The sequence below is a fragment of the Hymenobacter monticola genome (assembly GCF_022811645.1).
Taxonomy (GTDB): Bacteria; Bacteroidota; Bacteroidia; order Cytophagales; family Hymenobacteraceae; genus Hymenobacter; species Hymenobacter monticola.
The window spans coordinates 2946359-2972113 of sequence record NZ_CP094534.1 but is presented as its reverse complement, the minus strand read 5'-3'; the positions used below and the strand labels follow the sequence as shown (position 1 = coordinate 2972113).

Below are 25755 nucleotides of genomic sequence, written 5' to 3'. Positions count from 1 at the left end.
ATCTTATCACGGCTGCCTTCGTTCCTTTTTCTACCTAGCGGCGCTGACGTGATAAGATTCTTCGCTGCGCTCAGAATGACAGTTATTATGCGTCCCGAGTCTTTCGAATTTCTTCAGACCTACCTCAACAACCCCTCTCCCACCGGCTTCGAAAAAGAAGGCCAGAAACTGTGGCTCGAATACATCAAGCCCTACATCGACGAGTATTTCGTGGATACCTACGGCACGGTGGTGGGCGTCATTAACCCCGAGGCGAAATACAAAGTCGTCATCGAAGCTCACGCCGACGAGATTTCCTATTTCGTGAATTATATCACGAAGGAAGGCTACCTCTACCTGCGCCGCAACGGCGGCTCCGACCCGCTGGTGGCGCCGAGCAAGCGCGTGAATATTTTCGGCGAAAAGGGCATTGTGAAAGGTATTTTCGGCTGGCCCGCCATCCACGTGCGCAAGGTGGAGCAGGACAAGGCGCCGACCATTGAAACCGTGTTTCTTGATTGCGGCGCAACCTCCAAGGAAGAAGTGGAGGAAATGGGCATCCACGTGGGCTCAGTGGTGACGTTCGAGGACGAATTCACCGTACTGAACGACAAGTTCTACGTAGGTCGCGCGCTCGACAACCGGGTGGGCGGCTTCATGATTGCCGAGGTGGCCCGCATGCTGAAGGAAAACAATAAAACCCTGCCCTTCGGCCTCTACATCGTGAATGCAGTGCAGGAGGAAATTGGGCTGCGCGGCGCCGAAATGGTGGCCCACCGCATCAATCCCGACGTGGCCATCATTACCGACGTGACGCACGACAGCCAGTCGCCGATGTACGAGAAGAAGACAGCTGGCGATATTTCCTGCGGCAAAGGCCCGGTAATAACCTACGGCCCGGCCGTGCAGAACAACCTGCGCGACCTCATCATCGAAACCGCCAAGCAAACCGAAATTCCCTTCCAGCGCGCCGCCGCCACCCGCGCCACCGGCACCGACACGGATGCCTTTGCTTACTCGGGCTCCGGCGTGGCCTCGGCTTTAATTTCGCTGCCGCTTAAATACATGCACACCACCGTAGAAACCGTGCACAAAGACGACGTAGAAAGCGTAACGCGCCTGATTTACGAGACGCTGCTGCGCATCGAGGACTGTCACGATTTCCGGTATTTCAATTAAGCTTTAAGCTCCGTTTGCCATCCTGAACGCAGTGAAGGACCTTATCACGGTTGAGCATGATGCCTCAACGCGATAAGGTCCTTCACTGCGTTCAGGATGACAAACTATTTTCAATACGTCGCTTTGCTATTAATATGGAATTACCCATTATTCCTTCTCTCCCGCTCACCGTCACCGACCAGATGGGCCGGCGCGTGGCCGTGCCGTTTCCGCCGCAGCGCATTGTGTCGCTGGTGCCTTCGCAAACGGAATTGTTATTTGACTTAGGGCTGGGTGAGAAAGTTGTGGGCGTTACCAAATTCTGCATTCACCCCGCCGAGGCGCGCACGAAAGCCGCGGTAATTGGCGGCACCAAGAATTTTGACTTTGAGAAAATAGCCGCGCTAAAACCCGATTTAATTATTGGGAATAAGGAAGAAAATTACCAGGCTGGCATCGAACAATTAGCCGCTGATTATTCGGTTTGGCTCAGCGACATCGGCAACTTGCCCGAAGCGCTGGACATGATTCGGCGCGTTGGATTCACTGCGGGCGCCAAGGAAAAAGCCGCTGCGCTGGCCGCGGAAATTAAAGCGTCTTTCGCTGCGTTAGAAGTCCCGGCACCTGATGGCCTGGCATCGGCCGCCTACTTTATTTGGCGCAAACCGTACATGGTGGCCGCCAGCGGCACTTTCATTGATGATATGCTGCGCCGTGCGGGTTTTCGCAATGCATTCGCGGGCCAAACCCGCTACCCGGAAATAACCGCCGAGCAATTGGCTGCCGTTGCGCCGAAGCGCATCCTGCTTTCCTCCGAGCCCTACCCTTTTGGTGAAAAGCACGTGGCCGAATTTCAGGCTATTTGCCCCGGCGCAACCATTGAAACTGTCGACGGCGAATTATTTAGCTGGTACGGCAGCCGGCTACGAAAGTCAGCTGCCTATTTTAGGCAGCTTCGCTAATAGAAAAGCCAATTTTCGCCAATTCCTTCCAATACTGCGGATACGATTTCCGGACTACTCCCGGACTTTGGATGTGCACCGGGCCAAGCAGCGCCAGCGGCGCAAAAGCCATGGCCATGCGGTGGTCGTGGTAGGTTGCCACCGATTGCTCGAACACCGAAAACCCGTTCGATTCGGCCCGAAAACGACCTTCGCCCAAGTCGCGCAGGTCACCGCCGAATTTGGCAAGCTCCATTTGCAGGGCGGCAATGCGGTCGGTTTCCTTTATGCGCAGGCTCTCGAGCCCGGTCATTTCTACGGGCCGCGTGAGGGCCGCGGCCACTACGGCTACCGTTTGGGCCAAGTCAGGGCAGTCGGTAAAATCAAGAGTGGGGATTTCCTGCTGCGGCGCGGGCGGCTGTTGTTGCAAATGAACACCGTCGCTTAGGAAAGTCGTTTTGACGCCGAAATGCGTCATTATTCCGGCAATGGCCTGGTCGCCTTGCAGCGACTCGCGCCGCAGTCCCGGCAAGGTAATTTCGGAGCCCGCCGACGCTAACGCAACCAATGAATACCAGTAGCTGGCGGCCGACCAGTCCGACTCCACCACATAATCTGTGGGCCGGTACTGCCCCGGCGGCACCGTTAGTACGTCGCTCTCAGCCGAGACCTGCGCGCCGAATTGCCGCATCAGCGCCAGGGTCATCTCGATGTAAGGCCGCGAGCCAATAGGACCGGTGAGCGTGAGGCGCAGGCCGCCAGGCAGGTACGGCCCCACCATCAGCAGCGCCGAAATGTACTGGCTGCTGATGTCGCCGCGCACCGACAGCTCAGTGGGCTCTGAGGCATCGGCCGCCGCGAAGCCCGCAAATTCCAGGGGTGGGTAGCCCTCATTCGCCAAATAATTGATGACCGCCCCGGCCTGGCGCAGTGCCTCCACTAGTACCGCAATGGGCCGTTCCTGCGCCCGCGCAGTGCCCGTGAGGCGGCCCTTCCAACCCGTAACGGCCAGATAGGCCGTGAGAAAACGCATAACGGTGCCGGCATCCTCCGCATCAAGCACATTAGTGTTTGGCACCTCCATCAGCAGGCGTTGCATGAGCTGCGTGTCGTTGGCGTCGGACAGGTTATCAACCTTGCCGCCACCCGCCAGGGCTCGCAGGATGAGGGCGCGGTTGGCTTCGCTTTTGGAAGCCGGGAGTTGGGCGGTGCCGCTGAGCAGGCCGCCGGGCCAGGAAAGGTGCATGAGTGAGGGACGCCTGCTTTAGCGGGCGCTTTTCAAGGTTCTAAATGCGCTGACAGACGTCTGGGCAGGCAGGTGCTACGATTGCAAGCGGAGATAATACCGAAGCGCCTCGGCGATTTCGGCTACTGTCACAGGCTGGTCGTACACGCCGTGCCCGATGCCTTTGAGCAATGTGCAATTGATGGTGGTGCCCGCGTTTTTCTTGTCCTGCAAGGCAAATTCGGCAATGGCAGCGGTTTCCATCATTACGAAGGAAAGCTTGTCGAACACCGAAAACACGAAGGTTTCAATTTTGTCCAGCTCTTCGGCGCTCAGCAGGCCGTGCTGCACCGAAAGCCAGCTTTCGCACACCAGGCCGGCGGCCACGGCCTCGCCGTGCAGGGCCTCGCGGCCGGGCTGCAACAGCAGGTAGCTTTCGATGGCATGGCCCACGGTGTGGCCGAAATTGAGCAGCTTGCGCGGCCCGGCCTCCAGGGGGTCTTCGGCCACGATGCGCTGCTTCAACGCCACCGACTCGCGGATGATGGGGGTCCAGTTGTCGGTCAGCCAGCCCAGGCGGCGGTTGGTGTTAAAGGCGTCGGCATCGGCAATGAGCCAGTGCTTGATGACTTCGGCGTAGCCGGATTTCACCTGGCGTGGGTCGAGGGTTTCGAGAAATTTTGGGTTGATGAACACCGCCGCCGGCTCCTGAAACACGCCCAGTTGGTTTTTGTAGCCCTGAAAGTCGATGCCCGTCTTGCCGCCCACGCTGGCATCCACTTGGGCCAGCAGCGTGGTGGGCACCTGCACAAAACGAATGCCGCGCTTGTAGAGCGCCGCCGCAAAGCCGCCCAAATCCGTCACCACGCCGCCGCCCAGGTTCACGAGCACGGCGTGGCGGTCGGCGCGCTGGGCCGTGAGCTGGCTCCACACCACTTCGCAGCTGGCCAGCGACTTGTATTCTTCGCCGGCCGGGATTTCGATGAGGCAATAATTGGCTGGCAAATGCGGTTCGAGCAGGGGCAGACAGGCGCGCGCCGTGTGCGCGTCGACCAGCACAAACACCCGGCTCACGGCCGGCCGGTACAGCAGTTCGGCCAGCGCCGGCAGCGCCTCGGGGCCAATGATGACGGAATTCTCCATGGGGCAAAAGTCAGGATAAATTTTTCAGTTCAGCCGCTGCCATAGAGCAACCTTTTGGCCGGAGCACCGGTCATGCGGCTAAGTGGACTGATGGCGCGCTTTTTGCCGGCTCACCGCTTCTACACTCCCTCCCTACTATGAAGCATTCTTATCACCACTACGCCCTTTTTCTGCTCCTCACCGCCAGCGGCTTGGCCGGCTGCTCCAAAGGCGCCGTTTCGCCCGAAGACCAAAAAGCCGACCTGCTGGTGGGCCGCTGGCAGCTTACCCAAACCGACGGCGGCCTCACCGGCCAGGTCCACCCAGCCGACCCGGCCCAGCGCCAGGAAATCGTGTTTGATGACGACAAGCAAGCCACGTTTCTGCTTAATGGTGCGGTAAGCACTAAGGCCAAGTACGTGCTGTTCAAAGCCAACTCTTTCGTCAACCGCCGGCCCCAAACCTTCCTGGCGTATGGCCGCCGCAATGGCTCCGAAAAAGAATTTATCGAACGACTCTCACCCAACGAACTGGTCATCGTGGAAGACTACACCGATGGCCGGGGCTATTACTACACGCGCCGCTAAGACAACCCAACACTATCAGCTTGGTTATGAGCAATTTCATCCGCTTTTCGCTTCTCTTCTCGCTGGTTGCCGGCTTGGGTCTGGCCGGTTGTGTCCCCGATGATGACGAAGAAGCCACGCCCCATCACGAGGGGCTGACGGGCAACTGGCGCTTGGTGCACCGGCAGTGCTACTGCGTTCCCGGCCCGCCGCCCAACGAAACGGCCACTTTCACGGCCACCGATTACACCTTTTTCAAAAACGCCCAGCCCGTTTCCAGCGGCACCTACAGCGTCGCGTCGGTAAAGACCTGCGGCATTCCCACGCCGGCGTCCGGCTTGCGCTTCGTCGATGCCACTCTGGGCCCGCGCGAGGCCATCATTACGCTGCGCGGCGATTCGCTGGTGCTCGACTACGGCGGGCCCTGCGACCACCCCGTCGACACCTACCTGCGGCTGCCCTAGCGCCTCGGGCTACAGCCCCGGCCCGAGGTGCGGCACGCCATCTACCTGCGGGCGGCCGTTGAGCACTTCGGTTTGCTTGCGAATGCTTTCAATGTGAATGAGTTTGTAGAGCTCGGCCACAAACTTTTCATTCACGTTGAGCTTGCGGGCCCACTCTTGCCGAGTGCTGAAAATTTCCTGCCAGCGGTCGATTTGCAGGATTTTCACGTCGTTTTCCTTCTTGTACTCGGCCAACTCCTCTACCAGGGCCATGCGGCGGGCCAGGGCTTCCACTATCTCGCGGTCGGCCACGTCCATCTTGTGGCGCAGGTCCTCGGCTTTGTTGAGGTAGTCGGCGTTGTTGCTGGAGCGGTAGCGGTATTTCAGTTCGTGCAGGATTTCGCCCAGGCGCTCGGGGGTCACCTGCTGCTCGGCGTCGCTCAGGGCGTGGTCGGGGTCGGGGTGCGTTTCGATGATGAGGCCGTCGTAGTCAAGGTCGAGGGCCTTTTGGGCGATGGGCAGCAGCAGGTCGCGCCGCCCGCCGATGTGGCTGGGGTCGCAGATGAGGGGAATGTGCGGGAAGCGCGTTTTCAGCTCGATGGGCAGCACCCAGGTAGGCGCGTTGCGGTAGCGGCTGGGTGCAAACGTGCTGAAGCCCCGGTGAATGGCCGCCAAATCCCGGATGCCGGCCCGCTCCAAGCGCTCCAGGGCGCCGGCCCACAGGGCCACGTCGGGGTTCACGGGGTTTTTCACCATCACGGGCACGCCGGTGCCGGCCAGGGCGTCGGCCAGCTCCTGCACGGCAAAGGGGTTCACGGTGGTGCGCGCCCCAATCCAGAGCACGTCGATGCCGTGGGCCAGGGCTTCTTCTACGTGGCGCGGCGTGGCCACTTCAATGGCGGTCGGAATGCCGGTTTCGGCCTTCACGCGCTGCAGCCAGGGCAGCGCCACCCCGCCCATGCCCTCGAAGGAACCCGGCCGGGTGCGCGGCTTCCAGATGCCGGCCCGGAACAAATCGATTTTGCCCAGCGCCTGCAGGCCGCGGGCGGTGGCCATCACCTGTTCTTCGGTTTCGGCCGAGCAGGGGCCGGCGATGAGGATGGGCTGGCCTTTCTGAGCCAACAAGCGGGTGAAGAACGTATTAGCGGCGGCGGGCATTGGCAAGGAAAAAAAGGAAGCGGATTTTTCGACCAGCAGCCGAAAAGCCCGGCAAACGTAACTCGTTTCAAGGGAACGTTGTTTACCGGTTACCTTCGCCCGACCGTTCCTTTTCCTCCCCATTTCCACGCCCTCATCCCCTGCCCATGTCGCCCGACGCTCCCACCCAAGCCCCGCCCATTTCCTTCGAAGACACCCGCGTGGCCTTCGCCTCCAAATCCGATGCCCAGCTGCGCAAGGTCTACGCCCTGTTTGCGGCCATGAACAACGGCAGCCTTGTGAAAACCGGCAGCGGCCTGATGAAAGCGGCCCTCAAGTGGGGCCTGCCCGGCACCAAGTTTCTTATCAAGCACAGCATATTTGAGCAGTTCTGCGGCGGCGAAACCATTGCCGAGTGCCGCCCCGTCACGGCCGAGCTGGGCAAGTACAACATCGGCACCATCCTCGACTACTCGGTGGAAGGCGAAGGCAGCGACGCCAGCTACGACCACACCCGCGACGAAATCCTGGCCACCATCGACGAGGCGCACCGCTCCCAGCACATCCCCTTCTCCGTCTTTAAAGTAACCGGCGTGGCCGACGTGGCCATCTTGGAGAAAATTCAGGCCGGCCAGCTCCTCACCGCTCAGGAGGAGGCCGCCCACACCCGCGCCGTGGCCCGCGTAGAGGCCATTTGCGCCCGCGCCCACCAGCACGGCATCCGCCTCTTCATCGACGCCGAGGAAAGCTGGTTCCAACACACCATCGACCTGCTGGCCTACGACATGATGGCCAAGTACAACCGTGAGAAGGCCATTGTCTGGAACACCTACCAGCTCTACCGCCACGACCGCCTCGACGCCCTGAAAGCGGCCCACGACGCCGCGGCCGAAGCTGGCTACTACATCGGCGCCAAGCTGGTGCGCGGGGCCTACATGGAGAAAGAAGCCCGCGTGGCCAAGCAGCGCGGCCACCAGAACCCCATCAACCCCACCAAAAACGCTACCGACGCGCTCTACGACGAGGCTCTAAGCTATTGCGTGCAGCATGTCGACCGCATCAGCATTTGCGCCGGCACCCACAACGAAGCCAGCTCGCTGCTGCTCACCCAGCTCATGCAACAGGCCGGCCTGGCCCCCGGCGACCCGCGCATCTGGTTTGCCCAGCTCTACGGCATGAGCGACAACCTCACCTACAATCTCGCCCACGCCGGCTACAACACGGCCAAATACCTGCCCTACGGCCCGGTGGCCGCCGTGATGCCCTATCTGCTGCGCCGCGCCGACGAGAACACCGCCATTGCCGGCCAGAGCAGCCGCGAATTTTTACTTATTCAAAAAGAAATTCGCCGCCGCCAGAACAGATAACCCCGAAGAATCTCTGTAGCATATTCGTGGGCATCATATTTTTTCAGCCAATCAACTTATTGAAATTCTGATTGTTGAATATCTAAAAATATTGAACAATTCCTGTTTTTCACCAAAGTGGCACGAGGTATGATTTGAGGGCCTGGAAAAGTAGCGAACATCACCGCGTTGCTTATCGGTGCGGTGTAGCCGAAAGTCGCTAATTTTCTCCCCCTAAAAATCGTTTTTTCACCTCAAGTCCCATCATGATTGGTCGCATTCGCACGTATTTGATTCGTTATGCCCGGCTGCAAACCGGAACTGTGAGCTACCTCACGCTTGTGCAGGAAGCCGAATTAGGGCTGAACCTGGACATCTCGCATGAGAAATCCCGGCTCAATGAAATGCTGGCCGAAATATCTACTATCGAACACGAAGCAGGCCGTCCGCCGCTCAGCTGCCTGGTGAAAGTGCAGGGCTCGAAAGGCCAGGGCGATAACTTCTACAAGCTCTGCGAAAAAATGGGCATGGGCGAATGGCGTAGCCTCAAGCAGGACGAGGAGTTTCTGAAGGGCCTTATTCGCGACTGCCGCGCTTTCTGGCGCGACGAAGCCAACTTTCAACAGTTCGCTTCCAACGGCGACTCGCAGTAGAGCAGCGGCCAGCTCAAGTGCGCAGCCGGGATAGGAACAAGAAATAGTTGGAAAGTAAGTAGGATGTAACCTCTACTGCGGTGGCCCCGTTAAGAGCCTCAACCAGCCAGGAGGTTGGTTATTCTTTCCACATTTTCATTCCCTCCCTAGCATGAACACCAACGATTCGAACAACCCGCAAAATACCGGCACTGGCGCAGGCTCTAACTACGGCACCCAGAACACGGGCAACAGCACCGGCATGATCAACGAAGGCACCAGTTACAACGCTGGCACCGGCTCTACCTCCGGCACGGGTACTTCGTCGACCTCCGGCGCATCGCTGGGCAACACCACCAACTCGGTTGATGGCGACGACTTCAGCGCTACCGCCAAAGGCGCTGCCGCCGCTGGCACTGCCGGCGCAGTAGTGGGCCGCGCCATCGATGGCGTGCAGAACACTGCTGACCACGCCGCTCACGCCGTAACTGGTCAGCCCTATGATTCGAGCCGCGGTTCAAACCTGACTGGCATGTTCCGCGACCGTACCAGCGCTGAGAAGGCTTACCAGTCGCTCTCGTCGCGCGGCTATGGCAAAGACGACGTGAACGTGCTGATGTCGGACGAAACCCGCAAAACGCATTTCGGCGATGACACCGCCCATACCGAACTTGGCGACAAAGCCATGGAAGGTGCCGGCGTAGGCTCGGCCATCGGTGGCACGGCCGGTGCCATTATTGGCGCCATTGCCGCCATCGGTACTTCGGTAGCCCTGCCCGGTCTGGGCCTCATCATTGCCGGCCCGCTGGCCGCTGCGCTGGCCGGTGCCGGTGCCGGTGGCCTCACGGGTGGCCTGGTAGGCGCCCTGGTGGGCTCGGGCATCCCCGAGGAGCACGCTGCCGAGTACGAGCAAGGCGTGAAAAATGGCGGCATTGTGATGGGCGTGAAACCCCGCAACGCCGAAGATGCCCAGTACTTCGAAGAGGAGTTCCGTCGTCACAACGGCGACAAGATTTACAAGTACTAAGTCCGTCGCAGGTTCCGACCTGTCTATCCTGAAAAAAGCCTTTCCCGTCCGGGAAAGGCTTTTTTGTTGCAACCTTCGGTTGGCTGGGGTAGTTCTTAGGAGGTAATGGTCAGCCCGTTTCAGCAGCGGGCACTTAATGCACCCGCCGGGGCGTTTTCGACGTAGGCAAAATGGCCTGGCGTTGCATGGCAGCGGCCTTATATTTGAATTTCATCCGTTTTAGTTTTTGCCCATGTCTCCCTCCCGCTTGAAGGTCGGCCTGTATGCCTTTTTGGTGACGGCCGTGTTTGTTCTGGCCTCCTACCGGCTGTTCCGCCGGGCCGACTCGGCGGTGCCGAGCAAGGACCAAGTCATCATTGGGCTCATGATGAGCGGCCTCACTTCCCAGCATTACCAGCCCGAACGCATCGACGACGCTTTCTCAAAGCGCGTTTTTGATTTGTACCTGAAGCACCTCGACTATCGCAAGCAGTTCCTGCTGGCGTCGGACGTGGAGCAGCTGCGCCGCTACCAGTCGCAAATTGACGACCAGGTGAAGCGTGGCAGCCACGAATTTCTGGATTTGAGCACCAAGCTCATGGCCGAGCGTACCAAGGAAATGCAGGGCCTGTACCGCGAGATTCTGGCCAAGCCTTTCGATTTCAATGGAGAAGAAACCTTCCAGTCGGACTTCGAAAAAGCCCCCTTTCCGGCCGACAAAGCGGCCCAGCGTGAGCTGTGGCGCAAGCTGCTGAAATACGAAACCCTAACGCGTGTTTCGGAAATGATGGAAGCCCAGGAGAAGGCCAAGCAAGCCAAGCCCACTGGTGCTACTGCGGCGCCCAACGCGGCCAATTCCGCCGCTCCCACCGAGGCCGAGCCCCCGCGGACTCCGGCTCAGATGGAAGCCGAGGCCCGCAAGCGCGTGTTGAAATACTACGACGAGCAGTTCGAGGAAATCAACGACACCGACGCTAGCGAGCGCCTGGCCGAGTATGCCAACACCATTGCCAACACCTACGACCCGCACACCGAGTATTTTGCTCCCAAGGCCAAGGAAGATTTCGACTACGAAATGACCGGGCGCTTCGAAGGCATCGGGGCCACGCTACGCGAGAAAGACAACCTGATTTACATCGAGGAGATTATTCCCGGCTCGGCAGCGGCCCGGCAGGGCGAATTGAAAAAAGGTGACGCGCTGCTGCGCGTGGCCCAGGGTGCCGCCGAGCCCGTGAGCATTGAGGGCTGGCACACGGCCAAAGCCGTGACGCTGATTAAGGGCAAGAAAGGCTCGGAGGTGCGCCTCACGGTGAAAAAGCCCGATGGCAGCACCAAAATTGTGTCCATCATCCGCGATGTGGTGGTAATTGACGACAAGTACGCGCAGTCGTCGGTCATTACCGACAAAGGGCAGAAAATCGGCTACCTGCACCTGCCGGGCTTCTATGCCGATTTCAGCGACACCGGCGGCCGCAACTCGGCCGATGACGTGCGCAAGGAGCTCGCCAAACTCAACGCCGAAGGCGTGAAAGGCGTGATTATGGACTTGCGCTTCAACGGCGGCGGTTCGCTTGGCGATGCTGTGTCGATGGCCGGCCTCTTCATGGAGAGCGGCCCGATGGTGCAGGTGCGCGACGGCCAGGGCCGCACGCAGGTGATGACCGACAACGACCCACGCGTGCAGTACAGCGGCCCGCTGGTGGTGCTGGTGAACAAGTACAGCGCCTCGGCGTCGGAGATTCTGGCAGCGGCGGTGCAGGACTACCACCGCGGTGTCATCATGGGCTCGACCAGCACCTACGGCAAAGGCACGGTGCAGCGCATTTTCGACCTGGACGAGGCGCTGCCCGCCGAGTTGAGCAGCGTGAAGCCCATTGGCTCGCTGAAGCTGACGACCCAAAAGTTCTATCGCGTGAACGGGGGCTCGACCCAATTCAAGGGGGTGCTGTCGGATATCGTGGTACCCGACCTGTATTCGTATCTTGACCAGGGCGAAAAGGAATCGGACTACCCATTGAAGTGGGATGAGATTCAGCCAGCCCGCTACAAGACTTGGGGCGATGCCCCCAACCTGGATAAGCTGCGCGCCGCCAGCAAGGCCCGCGTGGCCACCAACCCCAGCTTCAAGGTGATGGATGAGATGGTGAAGAGCATGCGCAAGCGCAAGGACGAAACCACCGTTTCGCTGAAGCTCAGTGCCTACCAGGCCGAGCAGCGGGAGTCGAAAGCCATTTCGGACCGTTACGAAGCGGCGCAGAAAACCACCACGGCGCTGGCCTTCTCGCCCCTCTCGGCCGATGTGCGGGCGCTGGGCGGCGATACTGTGCGCATCAACCGCGCTGCCCGCTTCACCAAGGGCCTCAAGAAAGACATCACCATTGGCGAGGCCGTGGCCGTTATTCAAGACGAAATCAAAAGCAAGTAGCCCTGCGAACCAAGGCTGCCAGCCTACTCGCCGACTACAGTACTTGGTTTAGCAAAAGCCCCTGTGCCTCTTGGCGCAGGGGCTTTTTTTGGCACGTTTTTGAATGTCAACCTCACTAGTAAACAGCCCATTTTAAATCTTTCGACATTATTTTATCATTTCAAGTTAATTAATTGATTATCAAAGATAATAAGCTTCATATAAATTGACAACAAAATTAGCAAACGTGCAACTTTTAGCACCCTTCTCCCTGTTTACTTAGCATGACAACTAAAGAGGAAACCCGCATCATTCCGCTCAATCCGCAGGTAGAGGCTCCTGCCGATGAGCTGCAGCAGAAATTGGCTGATGAAAACTGGCGTAAATCCATTCCAGCGCAGGTTTTCCTCAACTACTTCTTTGCCATTAACTATCACATTCAGGAAAACGACGACGTGCTCGGCGGTCTGCAGAACCTGCCGTTCTTTCGCGGCCACACGGCTGAGTTGAACGACGCCGACGTAGCCACGCTCACCAAGCTGTTGCACACCAGTTGGAGCACGGAGTACGCCCTGCGCGCCACGGCCGAGCTGGGCGATGAGAACTTCCTGCGCAACGCCCTGCACTGGACGTTCCCGCAGGCTTACCACGCCATTCAATCGGGCCTGCAGGCTTTCCTGTACACCACGGGCGTGCGCTCGACCAACAGCCAGCTCACTCGCCGCGAAGTGGGCCGCTTAGTGGTGAAGAATGCCTACCCGCGCCCGGTATCGTTTTACGCCGCCGGGGCTTACGGCGACTTCAGCATTCACCGCCTGCCGCTGGCCGGCTATAAGGCCGGGCTGCACATTGCCAGCAAGGAGATTGACGCGCAAGCTCAGATTGGCCAGTTCCTGCGCACCACGCGCAAGATGAAGGCTCAGTGGACCCGCGCGCAGGTGCAGGCCAACCCCAACACGGCCATTCGCAGCCAGAAAACGGGCCGCCCGCTCGACAAGTGGACGGCTGCGCACTGGCAGCAGATTACCTGGCGCTTGGGCTACACCACCATCTTCGATTTGTTGGGCCGCCTGCGCATTTCGGAGAGCACCCGTGAGATTGAGCGCTACGTGGAGGCTGACATCGATTTCAGCCTGTTCCACGCTTCGCTGCTCAATATCGTGAGCTACCTCAACGGTGTGCACGAGACCTACGTGGCCAAGGCCCTGGGCCTGGAGCGCTACCGCCAGTTGGTAGACGAGCTGCCGGCGCACTTGCAGTCGGGCTTTGTGCAGGAGCGGTTGCGCACCCGCGTCGAGCCGGTGCTGGCGCCCACGCCGCCCACGGCCCCGGCCATTGCCGCCGAAGCCGCGCAGTTCCGCATGGCCGCCTAAGCCACGGATTCGCTCGGATTTTTCGGATTCCACGGATTTTGTGAATGGAAAGCCGCTCCGGTTTCGGAGCGGCTTTTTTCGTGCCGTACTTTTGCGGTTCACTTTAAGCACCACGCCCCTACCTGCCTTAAGAAGCAGGCTGGTTTTCCGGCTGAATCAATCGTCCACGAAATCCGTGGAATCCGAAAAATCCGAGCGAATCCGTGGTTCAGACAACACTATGCAGCACCTCAGCGAACAGGAAATACAGCGCCGCCAGAAACTTGAAGAGTTGGAAAAGCTGGGCATCGAAGCCTACCCGTCGGAATTGTTCGACGTGACGTTTTACGCCAAGGAAATACACGACAACTACCACCCCGAACTCAACAACTTCCAGGAAGTGACGCTGGCGGGCCGGCTGATGTCGTCGCGCGTGATGGGCAAGGCCTCGTTTGCGGAATTGATGGATACGTCGGGCCGCATTCAGCTCTACATCAACCGCGACGAAATTTGCCCCGGCGAGGACAAAACGCTTTACAACGTGGTGTTTAAGAAGCTGCTCGATTTGGGCGACTTCATCGGCGTGAAGGGCCACGTGTTTAAGACGCAGGTGGGCGAAACCTCGGTACACGTGACAGAGCTGAAGCTGCTCTCGAAAGCCCTGCGGCCGTTGCCGGTGGTAAAGGAGAAAGTGGACGAGGCCACCGGCGAGAAAGTGACTTATGATGCTTTCAACGACCCCGAGCAGCGCTACCGGCAGCGCTACGTGGACCTGGTGGTGAACCCCAACGTGCGCGACACTTTCATCAAGCGCACGCAGTTGGTGCAGTCGATGCGGAATTTTCTGAATGACAAGGGCTACCTGGAAGTGGAAACGCCGATTCTGCAGCCGCTGTACGGCGGGGCGGCGGCGCGGCCCTTCACCACGCACCACAACACGCTGGACATGACGCTATACCTGCGCATTGCCAACGAACTGTACCTGAAGCGTCTGATTGTGGGCGGCTTTGATGGCGTGTATGAGTTCAGCAAGGACTTCCGCAACGAGGGCATGTCGCGCTTCCACAACCCCGAGTTCACCCAGATGGAGCTGTACGTGGCTTATAAGGACTACGCCTGGATGATGGACCTCGTGGAGGAAATGGTGGAGCGCGTGGCCATGGCCCTGCACGGCCAGACGGAGGTGCAGGTGGGCCCGAACGTCATCAATTTCCAGCGGCCCTGGCAGCGTTACACCATGTTTGAGGCCATTGAGAAGTACACGGGCAAGGCCATTGGCGAGATGGACGAGGCGGCCCTGCGCGAAACCGCCCAGGAGCTGAACGTGCACGTGGACCCCAGCATGGGCAAATCGAAAATCATTGATGAGATTTTTGGGGAGCATGTCGAGCCCAAACTGATTCAACCCACCTTCATCACCGATTACCCGGTGGAGATGTCGCCGTTGGCCAAGAAGCACCGCGACCGTCCGGGTTTAGTAGAGCGTTTTGAGGCCGTGTGCAACGGCAAGGAAATCTGCAACGCCTTCTCCGAGCTCAACGACCCCATCGACCAGCGCAAGCGCTTCGAGGACCAGCTGGAGTTGGGCAAGCGCGGCGACACCGAGGCCATGGTGCTCGACGAGGATTTCCTACGCGCCCTGGAGTATGGTATGCCGCCCACGGCCGGCCTGGGCATCGGCATCGACCGCCTGAGCATGATTATGACCAACTCCCACTCCATCCAGGACGTGCTGTTTTTCCCGCAGATGAAACCGGAAAACGTGCAGAAGGAGAAGCAGGAAGAGAAATAAAACTTGTACCCCGAAGCTCCTGCTTCGGCCCGCCAGAACAACGACGCTCTGACGGGCCGAAGCGGGAGCTTCGAGGTACTCGTGCCACACGGCTTAAAAATCGAAAAGCCCCACACGAAAATGTCGTGCGGGGCTTTTCTTTTTACAACCTTCTTACCCTTCAAACCGCTGTTCTTATCAGAAGCTTGCGATGGATTCGTCTGATTTTACTACTGAGTTGTTTGACCAATTTCAGCAGAAGCTCCTACGACCGGCAATTTTACTGATATTACGTTTCGGCCTTCTTTCAAGTTGGTTGTGATGGATTTTACGGGGCTGGACAGGTGAGGTTGCGCCAGCATCGAAATTGCCAAAATTATGTTGTTGGCAAAGGGCCTATTGTTCGCTCAGGTGGGCCGGAGCGGCGGTGTCGCCGGCCAGGGAGTTGCCGTTGCCGGAAGCCGGGGTGGTGAGGTCGCCGGGCTCGCCAAGGGCTTTGGCATTGGCGTCGAGGCCCGCAAGGAGACGGTCGGCGGCTTGTTTGTCTTCGCTCAGGCTGGCGTTCTCATTGGTGTGGCCAGCGCCTTGGCCTTGCACCTTGGCCAGCGCATCTTTTACGAGCTTGCTGAGGTCGCCGCCCCACTTCGAGGCCGAGCGTTTGAGGTTGGAGCGGGTGTCGTCGCCGGTTTCGGGGGCGAGGAGCAGGCCGGCTACGATGCCAGCGGTGGCACCGGCGATGAGCGAGAAAATGACTTTGCCTTTGTCGTCTTTCATGATTTTGCAGGTTTTGAGCGGCTCCTGATGAAGGTCAGGAGCCTTTGGCTAACGCAGATGCGGGCCGGGTTGTTGGATTTCAGCAAAAAGCCCCACGCCGAATGGCGCGGGGCTTTTTAGCAAATAGCTGAGCAAGACCTACAGGTCGTTCAGCAACTTGGTGATTTCGGCTTTGCCTTTGCCGAGCTTGTCTTGCAGACGGCCTACGAGTTCGTCGCCTTTGCCTTCGGTGTAGGTCAGGTCTTCGTCGGTGAGCTGGGCGTATTGCTGCTTCAGCTTGCCTTTGGCCTCGTCCCAGTTGCCTTTGATTTTCAGGCTGCTGCCGGGCAGGGTCACGCCGAGGTCTTCGAGCTTGCCGGCGTACTCTTTGAATTTCGCTTCGAGGTCGGAGCCCAGCTTGGTAGCTTGCTCGCCGAGTTGGCCGCTGTATTTGGAAGCAACGCCTTTCCAGTTTTCGCGCGTGGCCGAGCCCTTGTCGGGGGCCAGCAGCATGCCGGCGATGATGCCAGCGCCAGCACCTGCGAGGGCGGCCAAAAGGATTTTACCGGCGTTGTTGTCTTCTTCGTGGTACGACATGGTAATGGGTAATGAAGGGTGAATGAGTGAAAGAGGTTCAGAGGGCGCGCAGCACACACAAAATGGAATATTCTGTTTTAGTGCCGCGTTTGGTCTGGCTGCCTATACGAAGGCACGGGCCAGGGGTTGAGCTTAAGGGCAAATTTTCCGAAGCTGGCCTTTGCCAGAAAGCCCTTCCAGCAAATTCAGACGCACTTATGCAGCAGTTGCTGTAGATTCGCCCCTCTCCTGGCCTTATTCTATGAAAATATCTTCGCTTCTGTACGCTGCCCTGCTATTGGCTTCGGCCTGCCAACGGCCCGCCCCGGCCTCCGCTGGTGCCGATTGCATCGACCCGGCCAAGGTGAAGCCCGACGGCATCTGCACTATGCAGTACGACCCGGTGTGCGGCTGCGACGGCAAAACCTACTCCAACGCCTGCGTGGCCGGCAACGCGGGGGTGCGCACCTTTACCAAAGGGCCCTGCCCGGAGGCCCAACCCAAATAAGCCCGCCGCTCCGTTGCCAGCCGCTGCCGACCGTTACCGTGCCTTTTGCCGCACCGCGCCCGATGTGCCGGTGTTTGCGCAGCCGTGGTTTTTGGATGCCTGCGGCGAGGGCGGTGGCTGGGACGTGGTGCTGGCCGAAGAAAACGGCTGCGTGGTGGCCGCGCTGCCATATTTCTACAAGCAGAAAGGACCCTTTCGCTACGCTACCATGCCGCCGTTTGTGAAGTGGCTGGGGCCGTACGTGCTGCCCGAGTTTCGGGGTGTGCTGAAGAAGGAGCACCTGCTGCTGGAGGAGCTAATCAAGCAACTGCCGCCGCTGGCCGCCTTCAAGCAGAATTTTTACCCCAGCACTACCAACTGGCTGCCTTTCTATTGGCAAAAATTTCGGCAAAGCACTTACTATACCTATCGCCTCCTTAGCTTGCAAAACTTGTCGCAGGTAGAAGCGGGCATCAACCGCAACATCCGCCGCAACGTGCAGAAGGCGCGCGAGCAGGTGCAGGTGGTGCACGACCTGGGCCCCGAGCGGTTTTATGCGCTCAATAAGATGAGCTTTGACCGGCAGCAGCTGCCCATGCCTTATTCCTGGGCACAATTCGAGCGGCACGATGCGGCGCTGGCGGCCCACGAGGCGCGGCAGTTTTTCTTTGCCGTGGATGCGCAGGGCCGGGTTCACTCGGCTTCCTATTTGATATGGGACCAACAAGCGGCCTACTACCACCTAGCCGGCGACGACCCCGCCCTGCGCGACAGCGGCGCGGGCATCCTGCTGATTTGGGAGGCCGTGCGCTACGCCAGCGAGGTCTTGGGGCTCGACTGCTTCGACTTTGAGGGCAGCATGCTGCCGGCGGTGGAGCGCATCCGGGTGCAGTTTGGGGCGGTGCAAACACCGTATTTCTTTGTGTGGAAGTATACCTCGCGCGCTTTTGAGCTGCTCGAGAAGCTTCGGCCGTAGTGTAAGAACGACCTAAAAGAATGTCATGCAGAGCGCAGCGAAGCATCTCGCTTGCTTTGACTAAATCACTCAATTGAGCTACTACCCCAAGCGAGATGCTTCGCTGCGCTCTGCATGACCGTTCTTTTTACCAACCTCAACTAACCTTAACTAAAAATGTCCGAAAAACGCTACGTCCTCAACCTCTCTCCTTTCGTGGTGCCCACCACCGACGGCAAACTCATTGAAGAGCACGTGGGCGGCGCCAGCACCGGCACCACCGCCTACAGCCTGGCCCACATGGTGGCCCCGCCGCACTGGAGCGAGCCGCACCAGACGCCCAGCTTCGATGAAATAACGATTGTGGTGCGCGGCCGAAAGCGGTTTGAAATCGACGGCGACGTAGTGGAACTGCAGGCTGGGCAGGCGCTGCTGATAAAAGGCGGAGCGCGGGTGCGCTACTCCAACCCGTTTGAGGAGGAGTGCGAGTATTGGTCCATCTGCGTGCCGGCTTTCAGCCCCGACACGGTGAACCGCGAAGCAGAATAACCGTCATATCTTTCGCATAATCAGCAGCTTCTACCTTATGGACCAACGCATCATCGACCTTTTCGACGAATACACCCACGCCCCGCTATCGCGCAAGGTGTTTATGGAGCGGCTGGCGAAGCTGGCCGGCGGCACGGCCCTGGCGTTTTCGGCCCTTTCCATTCTGGAGCCCGGCTACGCGGCCGCCGCCACCGTAGCGCCCGAGGACGACAAGCTCGAAATTGAGGAAGTGAGCTGGCCCGGCGACGGGGCTACCGTGCGCGGCTACCTGGCCCGGCCCAAAGGCAAGAAAAAGCGCGGCGCCGTGGTGGTCATTCACGAAAACCGGGGGCTGACGCCGCACATCAAGGACGTGACGCGGCGCGTGGCCCAGGCCGGCTACCTGGCGCTGGGCGTGGATGCGCTGAGCGTGCTAGGCGGCACGCCGGCCGACGAGGACGAGGGCCGGAAGCTCATCGGCCAGCTCGACCCGCTGAAAAACCTCAACAACTACCTGGCCGCCCTTGCCTACTTGGGAACCCGGCCCGACTGCAACGGCCGCACCGGCGCCGTGGGCTTCTGCTGGGGCGGCGGCCTGGTGAACCAGCTGGCCGTGCACGACCCCACGCTTGAGGTCGGTGTGGCCTACTACGGCGCCCAGCCCAAGGCCGAGGACGTGCCCAAAATCAAGGCCACGCTGCTGCTGCACTACGGCGGGCTCGACCAACGCATCAATGCCGGCATTCCGGCCTACGAGGCAGCCCTGAAAGCGGCCGGCACCAGGTACGAACTGTTTGTGTACGAAGGCGCCAACCACGCCTTCAACAACGACACCTCGCCGGCCCGCTACAACGCCGAAGCCGCCAAGCTGGCCTGGGACCGCACCCTGAAACTATTCAAGGAAAAACTAGGCTAGCCGGACAACCGCAGCGCTTTTAGCGGCATCTTTGCAGTATCGACCGGTACTCATGTCGCGAAAGAAGCTACCCCTTCTGTTGGCTGCCTTGGTGTTTAAAGCCACGAGCAGCCTGGCCCAAAGCCAGCCCACGCCGGCCCGGCCATCGGCTGCCGACCCTGACTATCAGCAGGTGACGGTGCCGGTGCCCCGCGCCGTGTCGCTGGTGACGGATGTGGCTTCGGTGCTGTTTTCGCGCAGCCCCGAGGGCAAAAGCAAGGTGCAGGACATCCTGGACCGTCGCCGCAAGCGCTCCGAAACCGGCGACCAAACCCTGAAAGTGAGCATACCAAAAAACGGGCTGACGCGCACGCTGGGGCTGGTGGAGTAGGGCGTTAAAAAAAATCGTTTGTCATGCTTCGCTGCGCTCAGCATGACAAACGATTATAGGACAAACGTCTTACCCCTACTGCGCCTTGGCCGGCGCGGGCAGCGGCTTGCGGGGCAGCTTCTGGTCGCGCATGGCGGCGTCGTACACGAAGCTAGCCACGACGACGGACGCTTGCTTGAGGTCGTCGGCGATAAGGCGGTCGTAGGTATCCTGGTTGGTGTGGTGGGTGGTGGGGAAGTAGTCGAGGCCGTCCTGGATGAACTGGAAGCCGGGCAGGCCCACGGCGTCGAAGGCGATGTGGTCGGTGCTGCCGGTGTTGCGCAAGGTCACGGTGCTGGCGCCGAGGTCGGCGAAGGGCGCGAGCCACTGCTGGAATATACCTGCCGCGGCCTCGTTGCCCTGGGCGTAGATGCCGCGGATTTTGCCGGCGCCGTTGTCGAGGTTGAAGTAAGCGGCCAGCTTTTCGTGCTCGGGCTTGAGCTGCATGGTGGCGGGGTCGGCGAAATGGTTTTTCACGTAGCCGCGCGAGCCGTGCAGCCCTTCCTCTTCCTCGCCCCACAGCGCAATGCGGATGGTGCGGCGCGGCTTTAGGCCGGTGGCCTTGAGAATGCGCACGGCTTCCATCATCACGGCGCAGCCGGCAGCGTTGTCGGTGGCGCCGGTGGCAGCGTGCCAAGAGTCGAGGTGTCCGCCGAGCATCACCACTTCCGATTTCAGCTTTTTGTCGGTGCCCGGAATTTCGGCTACCACGTTGTAGCCCTTCAAGTCTTGGGTTTGGAAGCGGGTTTTGGTTTCCATCTCCACCTCTACCGGCACGCCGGCTTCTACCAGCCGAATGATGCGCAGCTGGTCTTCGGGCGCGGTTTCGATTTCGGGCAGCACGGGCTTGGCGTCGGCGGCATAGGGGGCGCCGTTGCTGGTGTTGAAGGTGCCGTAGATGCCGCCGCGGGTGCTGAGCACGCCCGCCGCGCCTTCGCTCACCAGCATATCAGCCATGGCGGTGCGCAGGGCCGCCATGGCTTTGCGGGAGGCCAGCATGGCGGCATCGGGCGCGGGGCGGGCGGCCGTAGCTGCCGGCTCGGCCATCTTTTTCAGGTCCTCATCCGACAGGCGGCGGATGGCGCCTTCGGTGGCGGGCTTGGGCGGGGTGGCCACGCTCATGACCACAATTTTGTCGCGCAGCTGGCCTTTGTACTTGGCAAGGTCGGCTTCGGTGGCGGCTTTCATCACCACCACCTGCTTGCGCACGGGGCCGGGCGTGCTGGGCGTCCAGGCCTTCGGGATGCCTACCAGGGCGTGGTAGTAGGGGGCCGTCATGGCCACGTACGACTTCTCGATGTCCCAGCCGCGGCCGAAGTCGCCCCAGGCTTCGATGTTGGCATTTACGAGGCCGTATTTGGCCAGTTGGGCCTTGGTCCACTCGTTGGCCCGCTTCAGGCCGTCGGAGTTGGCCAGGCGCGGGCCGTTCACGTCGGTGAGGTAGAAGGCGGTTTGCATCACCTGGGAGCGGTTCATGCCTTCGTCGCGGATTTTGCCCAGCGCGGCGGCATCAAGCTTTTCGGTAGCCTGGGCCAGGGCGGGCGCGGCGTTGGCCAAGGCGCCGGCCAGCGTCAGGAGCACAAGTTTATTCATTGAAATGAGCTGGAGTGGGAGAATCTATCCATCTAAGGTATGAAAAATGGGCAGCCCGCAGCAGCTGGCATTCAACTCCAATGACCTAAAAAGCCGCATTCAAGCCCATTTCCTGCCATGCATTGAAGGGTTCGGTCTGGCATTCGTGCCGGTTGGTCGATGCCTGCTGCCTGCCCGTCCACCGCGGGGCTTTTGGCCGCATTCCCGGCCGATGGTTTGCAAATACCCTGGCAGGATGAGCCGATTCTCATCCCCGGCGCCCGCAGCCTGCAGCACCCGAGCCTGGTTTTTGTCCCCTCTCTTACTTCTCTTAGAAATCATGAAAGCTTCCTTGTTTTCCATCATCGCCGCCGCGGCCCTCTTCACTTCCAGCGCTTCCTTCGCCGCCGAAGGCCCTTTCGACCGCCGCTATGACGGCCGCGACGACCGCAACAGCAAAGACTTCAATTACGGCTACGACCGCAACCACCGCGTGACCGCCGCCGAGCGGGCCCGCTGGGAGGCCGCCCACCGCAACGACAACCGCCGCGACGACCACTACGACCGCAACCAGAACTACGGCTTTGAGCGCAGCCACCGCGTGACGGCCCAGGAAAAAGCCCGCTGGGAAGCCCAGCAGCGCGCCCAGCGCGAGGCCCAGGAGCGCGCCCAGCGCGAAGCCCAGGAGCGCGCCCGCCGGGAAGCTGCCCACCGCCAGTACGGCCGCCGTTAATCTATTCCCGCTTTTTTAACTCCAACGAGAAAGTCCCGTTCTATTCCGTGGAACGGGGCTTTTTCGCAGCTTACATGCTAAGTCCCGCTTTTCAATTTATCACCCCCAACTTTCCCTCATGAAAAAGTATCTGTTGCCCCTGTTCGCCGCTTTTGCCTTCACCATTGGTACCGCCGCGGCTCAAACCACGACCACCACGACCACCGAAGCCCCCGGCATGCAGGGCCCGGGCCGCGGCTACGGCCGCATGCAAGGCTCGCCCGAAGAAATGGCCAAGCGCCAGACCGAGCGCATGACCCAGGAACTGGGCCTCAGCGCCGACCAGGCCACCAAAGTTCAGCAAATCATGATGGCCCGCGGCCAGGAAATGCAGAGCATGCGCGGCCAGGGCCAGGGCGGCAACCGCGAAGCCATGCGCGAGCAAATGCAAGCCAGCCGCACCAAATACGACGCCCAGTTCAAAGAAGTGCTGACCGCCGACCAGTACACCAAGTACACCGCCATGCAGGCCGACCGCATGAACCGCGGCGGTGGCCGTGGCATGGGCGGCCCGGGAATGGACGGCCCCGGCATCGAAAAGATGAAGGCCAAAGCCGACGGCGGCGACAAAGTCAAAATGAAAGAAGACAAGCTTAAGCTGAAAGCCGCCAAAGCCGCGGGCAAAGAAGGCAAGCTGAAAGTGAAAACCGACCAATAATACGGCTCGCGTATCAGCCGCAACAAAAAGCCCCGCTCGCTTGAGCGGGGCTTTTTTGTTATAAATAAGCTGATTATGGCTGCTTTTGAAACAGCAGCGCCAGTATCCGGGGCACGGTGGTTCTATCGTTGCCATCAAACCATTCGCGCAGCTCAACGCACCGGAACCCGTGCTGCTGCGCGGCGGCTATGAAATCAGAAACGTGGTGCGTGAAACACGGCAGCTCCAACACGCCGGCGCCGGCCTCAAACCGCGCCTTGCTGCCGAGGTACTGCTTGGAAGGGTGCAGTTCGCCCACGTAGAAGCACCCGCCCGCTTTCAGCGCCGCGCGGCATTGCTCGAACACGAAGCCCAGGTTCTCGATGTGCTCCAGCACCAGGCTGCAGGTCACCACGTCGGCGGGCGGCTCTACCCAAGTCCACGGCTGCGTGATGTCGGCTTGCTGGAAACGGACGTTGCCGCCCGCCAGCTTGGCCTCGGCGCGGGCCAGCATTTCGGTGGAGAAGTCCACGGCCGTGACGTGAAGAGCTTTTGAGACCAGCCACTCGGTGTTTTTGCCCGTGCCGCAGCCGATTTCGATGATTTCGGCACGCGGAATATCGGCCAGTAGCTGCCGAATGGCGGCTGCTTCCAGGTCGCGGGTTTTGTTGACGACTTCGTCGTAAGAGCCGGCCCAAGCGTTGTAAGCAGTTTGCACGTCCATGCCCAAAGCTACTTGGGTCAAGCGCCTTTGGTGGCTGTGAGCAGCTTATCGGGCGTGATGGGCAGGTCGCGCACGCGGCGGCCGGTGGCGTGGTACACGGCGTTGGCCACGGCGGCGGTGAAGCCTACCAAGCCGATTTCGCCCAGGCCTTTGGCGCCGATGGGGTCGAGCACGGGGTCGGGCTCGTTGATGAATTCGACTTCGATATTGGGCACATCGGCTTGCACGGGCACATGGTAATCGGCAAGGTCGTGGTTCACCACGCGGCCGTAGCGGTGGTCGAGGCGGGCTTCCTCCATCAATGCCAGCCCGATGCCCCACACCACGGAGCCCAGCACCTGGCTGCGGGCCGTTTTGGCGTTGAGCACCCGGCCGGCGTCCACCACGCTCACCACGCGGCTCACCCGCACCTCGCGCGTGAGCGGATGCACGCGCACCTCCACAAAATTGGCGCAGAACGACTTGCCCGAGTAATTCTCCATCTCCGGCGACTTTTCCGCTTTCTGCGTCACTTCCAGCACAGGCAGCCCATGCTGCTTCAGCACCTCGCCAAAACTCAGGCGCCGGCCATTCTTTTTGGTTGAGATAATAAAGCCATTCTCAATCATCAAGCCTTCGGGCCCAACTTTCCCCAAAGCCTTGCCCGGCACGCTCGCGGCCAAATCCAGCAACTGCTTTTTGAGGGCGGCGCACACCTCGTGCACGGCCGAGCCGACCGAAGTGGCCGTGTGCGAGCCCGCCTGCAAAGGCGCTTCGGGAAAAGCGGCGTCGCCCAGCTCAAAGCGAATGCTGGCCGCGGGCACGCCGCTGGCGTCGGCGGCAATCTGCGTCATGATGGTAGCGGTGCCGGGGCCGGTGTCGGCGGTGGCGCTTTGCACCAGCAGGGTGCCATCGGGCAGCAGGCGGGCGCGGGCGCTGGCGGCCTGGCGTTCGGCTTTGTAGATGCCGGTGCTCATGCCCCAGCCCACCAGGTAGCCGTCGGTTTGCATGGAGCGCGGCGCGGCGGTGCGCTTGCTCCAGCCGAAAAGCGCAGCCCCACGCTCGTAGCACTGGCGCAGGTGCTTGCTGCTCCAGGGCTTGCCGGTTTCGGGGTCGCGGTCGGCGTAGTTTTTCAGGCGCAAAGCCAGCGGGTCCATGTTCAGGGCCACGGCCAGCTCGTCCATCGCACTTTCCAGGGCGAAGGAGCCGCTGGTTTCGCCGGGGCCGCGCGTCCAGGCGGGTGTGCTCAGGTCGAGGGGCACGAGGCGGTAGTGGGTGTTGAGGTTGGGCACCGCGTAGGCCGTTTTGGTGGGATGCACGATGCGCTCCACAAACTGCTCGTAGCGCGAGGTGTTGCCATAGGCGCGGTGCGTGAGGCCCACCAGCGTGCCATCGGGCCGGGCGCCGAGGCCGATGCGCTGCATGGATTGCGGCCGGTAGCCCACCAGGTTAAATTCGTGCTCGCGCCGGTTCATCAGCTTCACCGGCCGGCCCACCAGCTTCGCCGCCAGAATGGCGGCCACTTCCGGCGGCCAGATGCGCGACGAGCCCCCAAACGCCCCGCCTACGAACTCGGAGTGCACCCGCACGCTTTCGGCCGGCAATTGAAACATGCGCATCAGGTCTTGTTGCGCCAGCTTCGGCCCCTGCGTTTTGGTATAAACCGTTAACGTTTCGCCTTCCCACAGCGCCACCACGGCGTGCATTTCCATGGGGTTGTGCACCTGCAGGGGCGTGCGGTATTCCTGCTCGATGTGCACCGGGGCCGTTTTGTAGGCATCGGGCTGGCCACGCGAGTACTCGGCCTCCTTTTTCGGCGCCATGTTCTGGGCAAGGCTTTTCGTCAAGTCAGTCTGGTGGAGCGCGGCTTCATATTCCACCCGAATGAGCGAGGCGGCGTATTGGGCCTGTTCCAGCGTTTCGGCCACGGCCAGGGCCACCGGCTGGTTGCTGAAATGCAATTGGTTGTCGAAGAAAACCTTGATTTCTTCGCCTTCCACGCGCGGGTTTTTGGCGGTTTCGGGGCGCAGGTAGCCGGGTGCCTTAGGCGCGTTCAGGTGCGACACGATGCGCAGCACACCCGGCGCCTGCTCGGCCGCCACCACGTCGAGGCGCCGGATACGGCCGCGGGCAATGGTGCTGACCACCAGCACGCCGTGCACATGGCCCGGCACGGCGTGCTCGGCGGCATAGCGGGCCTGGCCCGTCACTTTCTGGCGGCCATCAACGCGGTTGAGCGGTTCGCCGGTAGCAGGCGAGGCGAGTGAGGAATTTTCCATAAAAAATCGGGCAAGTGCCTGATTTTACGGGCTCCGGCGGCGGTTCGTTCGGCAACGGGCTGGCGTCAACTAGGCTCCGACGCTAC

The 25755-nt window shown here is 60.5% G+C and carries 25 protein-coding genes; 17 read left to right on the top strand and 8 right to left on the bottom strand.

Features of this window, described 5'->3' with window-relative positions; genetic code table 11:
- The first annotated feature begins 87 nt into the window (after positions 1-87).
- Positions 88-1158, top strand: a complete 1071-nt coding sequence (locus tag MTP16_RS12475) for a M42 family metallopeptidase (protein WP_243508962.1) — start codon at positions 88-90, stop codon at positions 1156-1158.
- Between the two features lie 134 nt (positions 1159-1292).
- Complete coding sequence (locus tag MTP16_RS12470; protein WP_243508958.1) at positions 1293-2099, top strand: helical backbone metal receptor; 807 nt, start codon at positions 1293-1295, stop codon at positions 2097-2099.
- On the opposite strand, the gene MTP16_RS12465 is transcribed toward MTP16_RS12470, so the two are convergent.
- Positions 2083-3324: a 3-phosphoshikimate 1-carboxyvinyltransferase gene (locus MTP16_RS12465; RefSeq protein ID WP_243508956.1), complete on the bottom strand. Its 1242-nt coding sequence runs from the start codon at positions 3322-3324 to the stop codon at positions 2083-2085. The two genes, MTP16_RS12470 and MTP16_RS12465, sit on opposite strands and share 17 nt — an antisense overlap.
- 75 nt (positions 3325-3399) lie before the next feature.
- Entirely contained in the window at positions 3400-4446 is a 1047-nt protein-coding gene (aroB, locus tag MTP16_RS12460) for a 3-dehydroquinate synthase (RefSeq protein WP_243508953.1), read from the bottom strand.
- A 137-nt stretch (positions 4447-4583) separates the two neighbouring features.
- Here aroB and MTP16_RS12455 point away from each other — a divergent pair, with 137 nt between their 5' ends.
- Positions 4584-5012, top strand: a complete 429-nt coding sequence (locus tag MTP16_RS12455; protein ID WP_243508951.1) for a hypothetical protein — start codon at positions 4584-4586, stop codon at positions 5010-5012.
- Between the two features lie 26 nt (positions 5013-5038).
- Positions 5039-5455: a hypothetical protein gene (locus tag MTP16_RS12450; protein WP_243508949.1), complete on the top strand. Its 417-nt coding sequence runs from the start codon at positions 5039-5041 to the stop codon at positions 5453-5455.
- Between the two features lie 9 nt (positions 5456-5464).
- Here MTP16_RS12450 and MTP16_RS12445 read toward each other — a convergent pair whose 3' ends face one another.
- Positions 5465-6592: a chorismate mutase gene (locus tag MTP16_RS12445; protein WP_243508948.1), complete on the bottom strand. Its 1128-nt coding sequence runs from the start codon at positions 6590-6592 to the stop codon at positions 5465-5467.
- Positions 6593-6738: 146 nt separating this feature from the next.
- Here MTP16_RS12445 and MTP16_RS12440 point away from each other — a divergent pair, with 146 nt between their 5' ends.
- From MTP16_RS12440 to lysS, 6 genes are all read left to right on the top strand, one after another.
- The gene (locus MTP16_RS12440) at positions 6739-7938 is read left to right on the top strand and encodes a proline dehydrogenase family protein (protein ID WP_243508946.1); all 1200 of its coding nucleotides are present in this window, start codon (positions 6739-6741) and stop codon (positions 7936-7938) included.
- A gap of 245 nt (positions 7939-8183) precedes the next feature.
- Entirely contained in the window at positions 8184-8570 is a 387-nt protein-coding gene (locus MTP16_RS12435) for a hypothetical protein (RefSeq protein ID WP_243508945.1), read from the top strand.
- A gap of 151 nt (positions 8571-8721) precedes the next feature.
- Positions 8722-9576, top strand: a complete 855-nt coding sequence (locus MTP16_RS26015; RefSeq protein WP_317244063.1) for a hypothetical protein — start codon at positions 8722-8724, stop codon at positions 9574-9576.
- A gap of 232 nt (positions 9577-9808) precedes the next feature.
- The gene (locus tag MTP16_RS12425; protein WP_243508943.1) at positions 9809-11980 is read left to right on the top strand and encodes a carboxy terminal-processing peptidase; all 2172 of its coding nucleotides are present in this window, start codon (positions 9809-9811) and stop codon (positions 11978-11980) included.
- Between the two features lie 263 nt (positions 11981-12243).
- Positions 12244-13332, top strand: a complete 1089-nt coding sequence (locus tag MTP16_RS12420; protein WP_243508941.1) for a hypothetical protein — start codon at positions 12244-12246, stop codon at positions 13330-13332.
- Between the two features lie 220 nt (positions 13333-13552).
- Entirely contained in the window at positions 13553-15103 is a 1551-nt protein-coding gene (lysS, locus tag MTP16_RS12415; RefSeq protein ID WP_243508939.1) for a lysine--tRNA ligase, read from the top strand.
- Positions 15104-15478: 375 nt separating this feature from the next.
- On the opposite strand, the gene MTP16_RS12410 is transcribed toward lysS, so the two are convergent.
- Together MTP16_RS12410 and MTP16_RS26010 are read right to left on the bottom strand one after the other, a co-directional pair.
- A complete protein-coding gene (locus tag MTP16_RS12410) occupies positions 15479-15856 on the bottom strand; it encodes a YtxH domain-containing protein (protein WP_243508937.1) in 378 nt (125 codons plus the stop codon).
- A gap of 138 nt (positions 15857-15994) precedes the next feature.
- On the bottom strand, positions 15995-16432 hold the full coding sequence (locus MTP16_RS26010) for a CsbD family protein (protein ID WP_317244062.1): 438 nt from the start codon (positions 16430-16432) through the stop codon (positions 15995-15997).
- 241 nt (positions 16433-16673) lie between these two features.
- Here MTP16_RS26010 and MTP16_RS12400 point away from each other — a divergent pair, with 241 nt between their 5' ends.
- The 5 genes from MTP16_RS12400 to MTP16_RS12380 all read left to right on the top strand — a co-directional run bounded on the left by MTP16_RS12400 (position 16674) and on the right by MTP16_RS12380 (position 19667).
- Positions 16674-16919, top strand: a complete 246-nt coding sequence (locus MTP16_RS12400; protein WP_243508935.1) for a Kazal-type serine protease inhibitor domain-containing protein — start codon at positions 16674-16676, stop codon at positions 16917-16919.
- A gap of 13 nt (positions 16920-16932) precedes the next feature.
- The gene (locus MTP16_RS12395) at positions 16933-17874 is read left to right on the top strand and encodes a GNAT family N-acetyltransferase (protein ID WP_243508933.1); all 942 of its coding nucleotides are present in this window, start codon (positions 16933-16935) and stop codon (positions 17872-17874) included.
- Between the two features lie 156 nt (positions 17875-18030).
- Positions 18031-18402 carry a cupin domain-containing protein gene (locus tag MTP16_RS12390; protein WP_243508931.1) on the top strand — a complete coding sequence of 124 codons (372 nt, stop codon included), beginning with the start codon at positions 18031-18033 and terminating at the stop codon, positions 18400-18402.
- Between the two features lie 37 nt (positions 18403-18439).
- Positions 18440-19297, top strand: coding sequence for a dienelactone hydrolase family protein (locus MTP16_RS12385; RefSeq protein WP_243508929.1), 858 nt, complete (start codon positions 18440-18442; stop codon positions 19295-19297).
- 79 nt (positions 19298-19376) lie between these two features.
- Entirely contained in the window at positions 19377-19667 is a 291-nt protein-coding gene (locus MTP16_RS12380; RefSeq protein ID WP_243508926.1) for a hypothetical protein, read from the top strand.
- Between the two features lie 75 nt (positions 19668-19742).
- Here MTP16_RS12380 and MTP16_RS12375 read toward each other — a convergent pair whose 3' ends face one another.
- Positions 19743-21299 (bottom strand): M28 family metallopeptidase, encoded by a 1557-nt coding sequence (locus MTP16_RS12375; RefSeq protein WP_243508923.1) that lies wholly within the window; start codon positions 21297-21299, stop codon positions 19743-19745.
- A 319-nt stretch (positions 21300-21618) separates the two neighbouring features.
- Between MTP16_RS12375 and MTP16_RS12370 the strand changes: the two genes are divergently transcribed.
- Entirely contained in the window at positions 21619-22011 is a 393-nt protein-coding gene (locus MTP16_RS12370; protein WP_243508921.1) for a hypothetical protein, read from the top strand.
- Positions 22012-22129: 118 nt separating this feature from the next.
- Positions 22130-22708 carry a DUF4890 domain-containing protein gene (locus MTP16_RS12365; RefSeq protein ID WP_243508919.1) on the top strand — a complete coding sequence of 193 codons (579 nt, stop codon included), beginning with the start codon at positions 22130-22132 and terminating at the stop codon, positions 22706-22708.
- A 73-nt stretch (positions 22709-22781) separates the two neighbouring features.
- Here MTP16_RS12365 and MTP16_RS12360 read toward each other — a convergent pair whose 3' ends face one another.
- On the bottom strand, positions 22782-23432 hold the full coding sequence (locus MTP16_RS12360; protein WP_243508917.1) for a class I SAM-dependent DNA methyltransferase: 651 nt from the start codon (positions 23430-23432) through the stop codon (positions 22782-22784).
- On the bottom strand, positions 23429-25669 hold the full coding sequence (locus MTP16_RS12355; RefSeq protein WP_243508915.1) for a xanthine dehydrogenase family protein molybdopterin-binding subunit: 2241 nt from the start codon (positions 25667-25669) through the stop codon (positions 23429-23431). The genes MTP16_RS12360 and MTP16_RS12355 overlap by 4 nt, the downstream gene beginning before the upstream one ends.
- Positions 25670-25755: the final 86 nt, after the last annotated feature.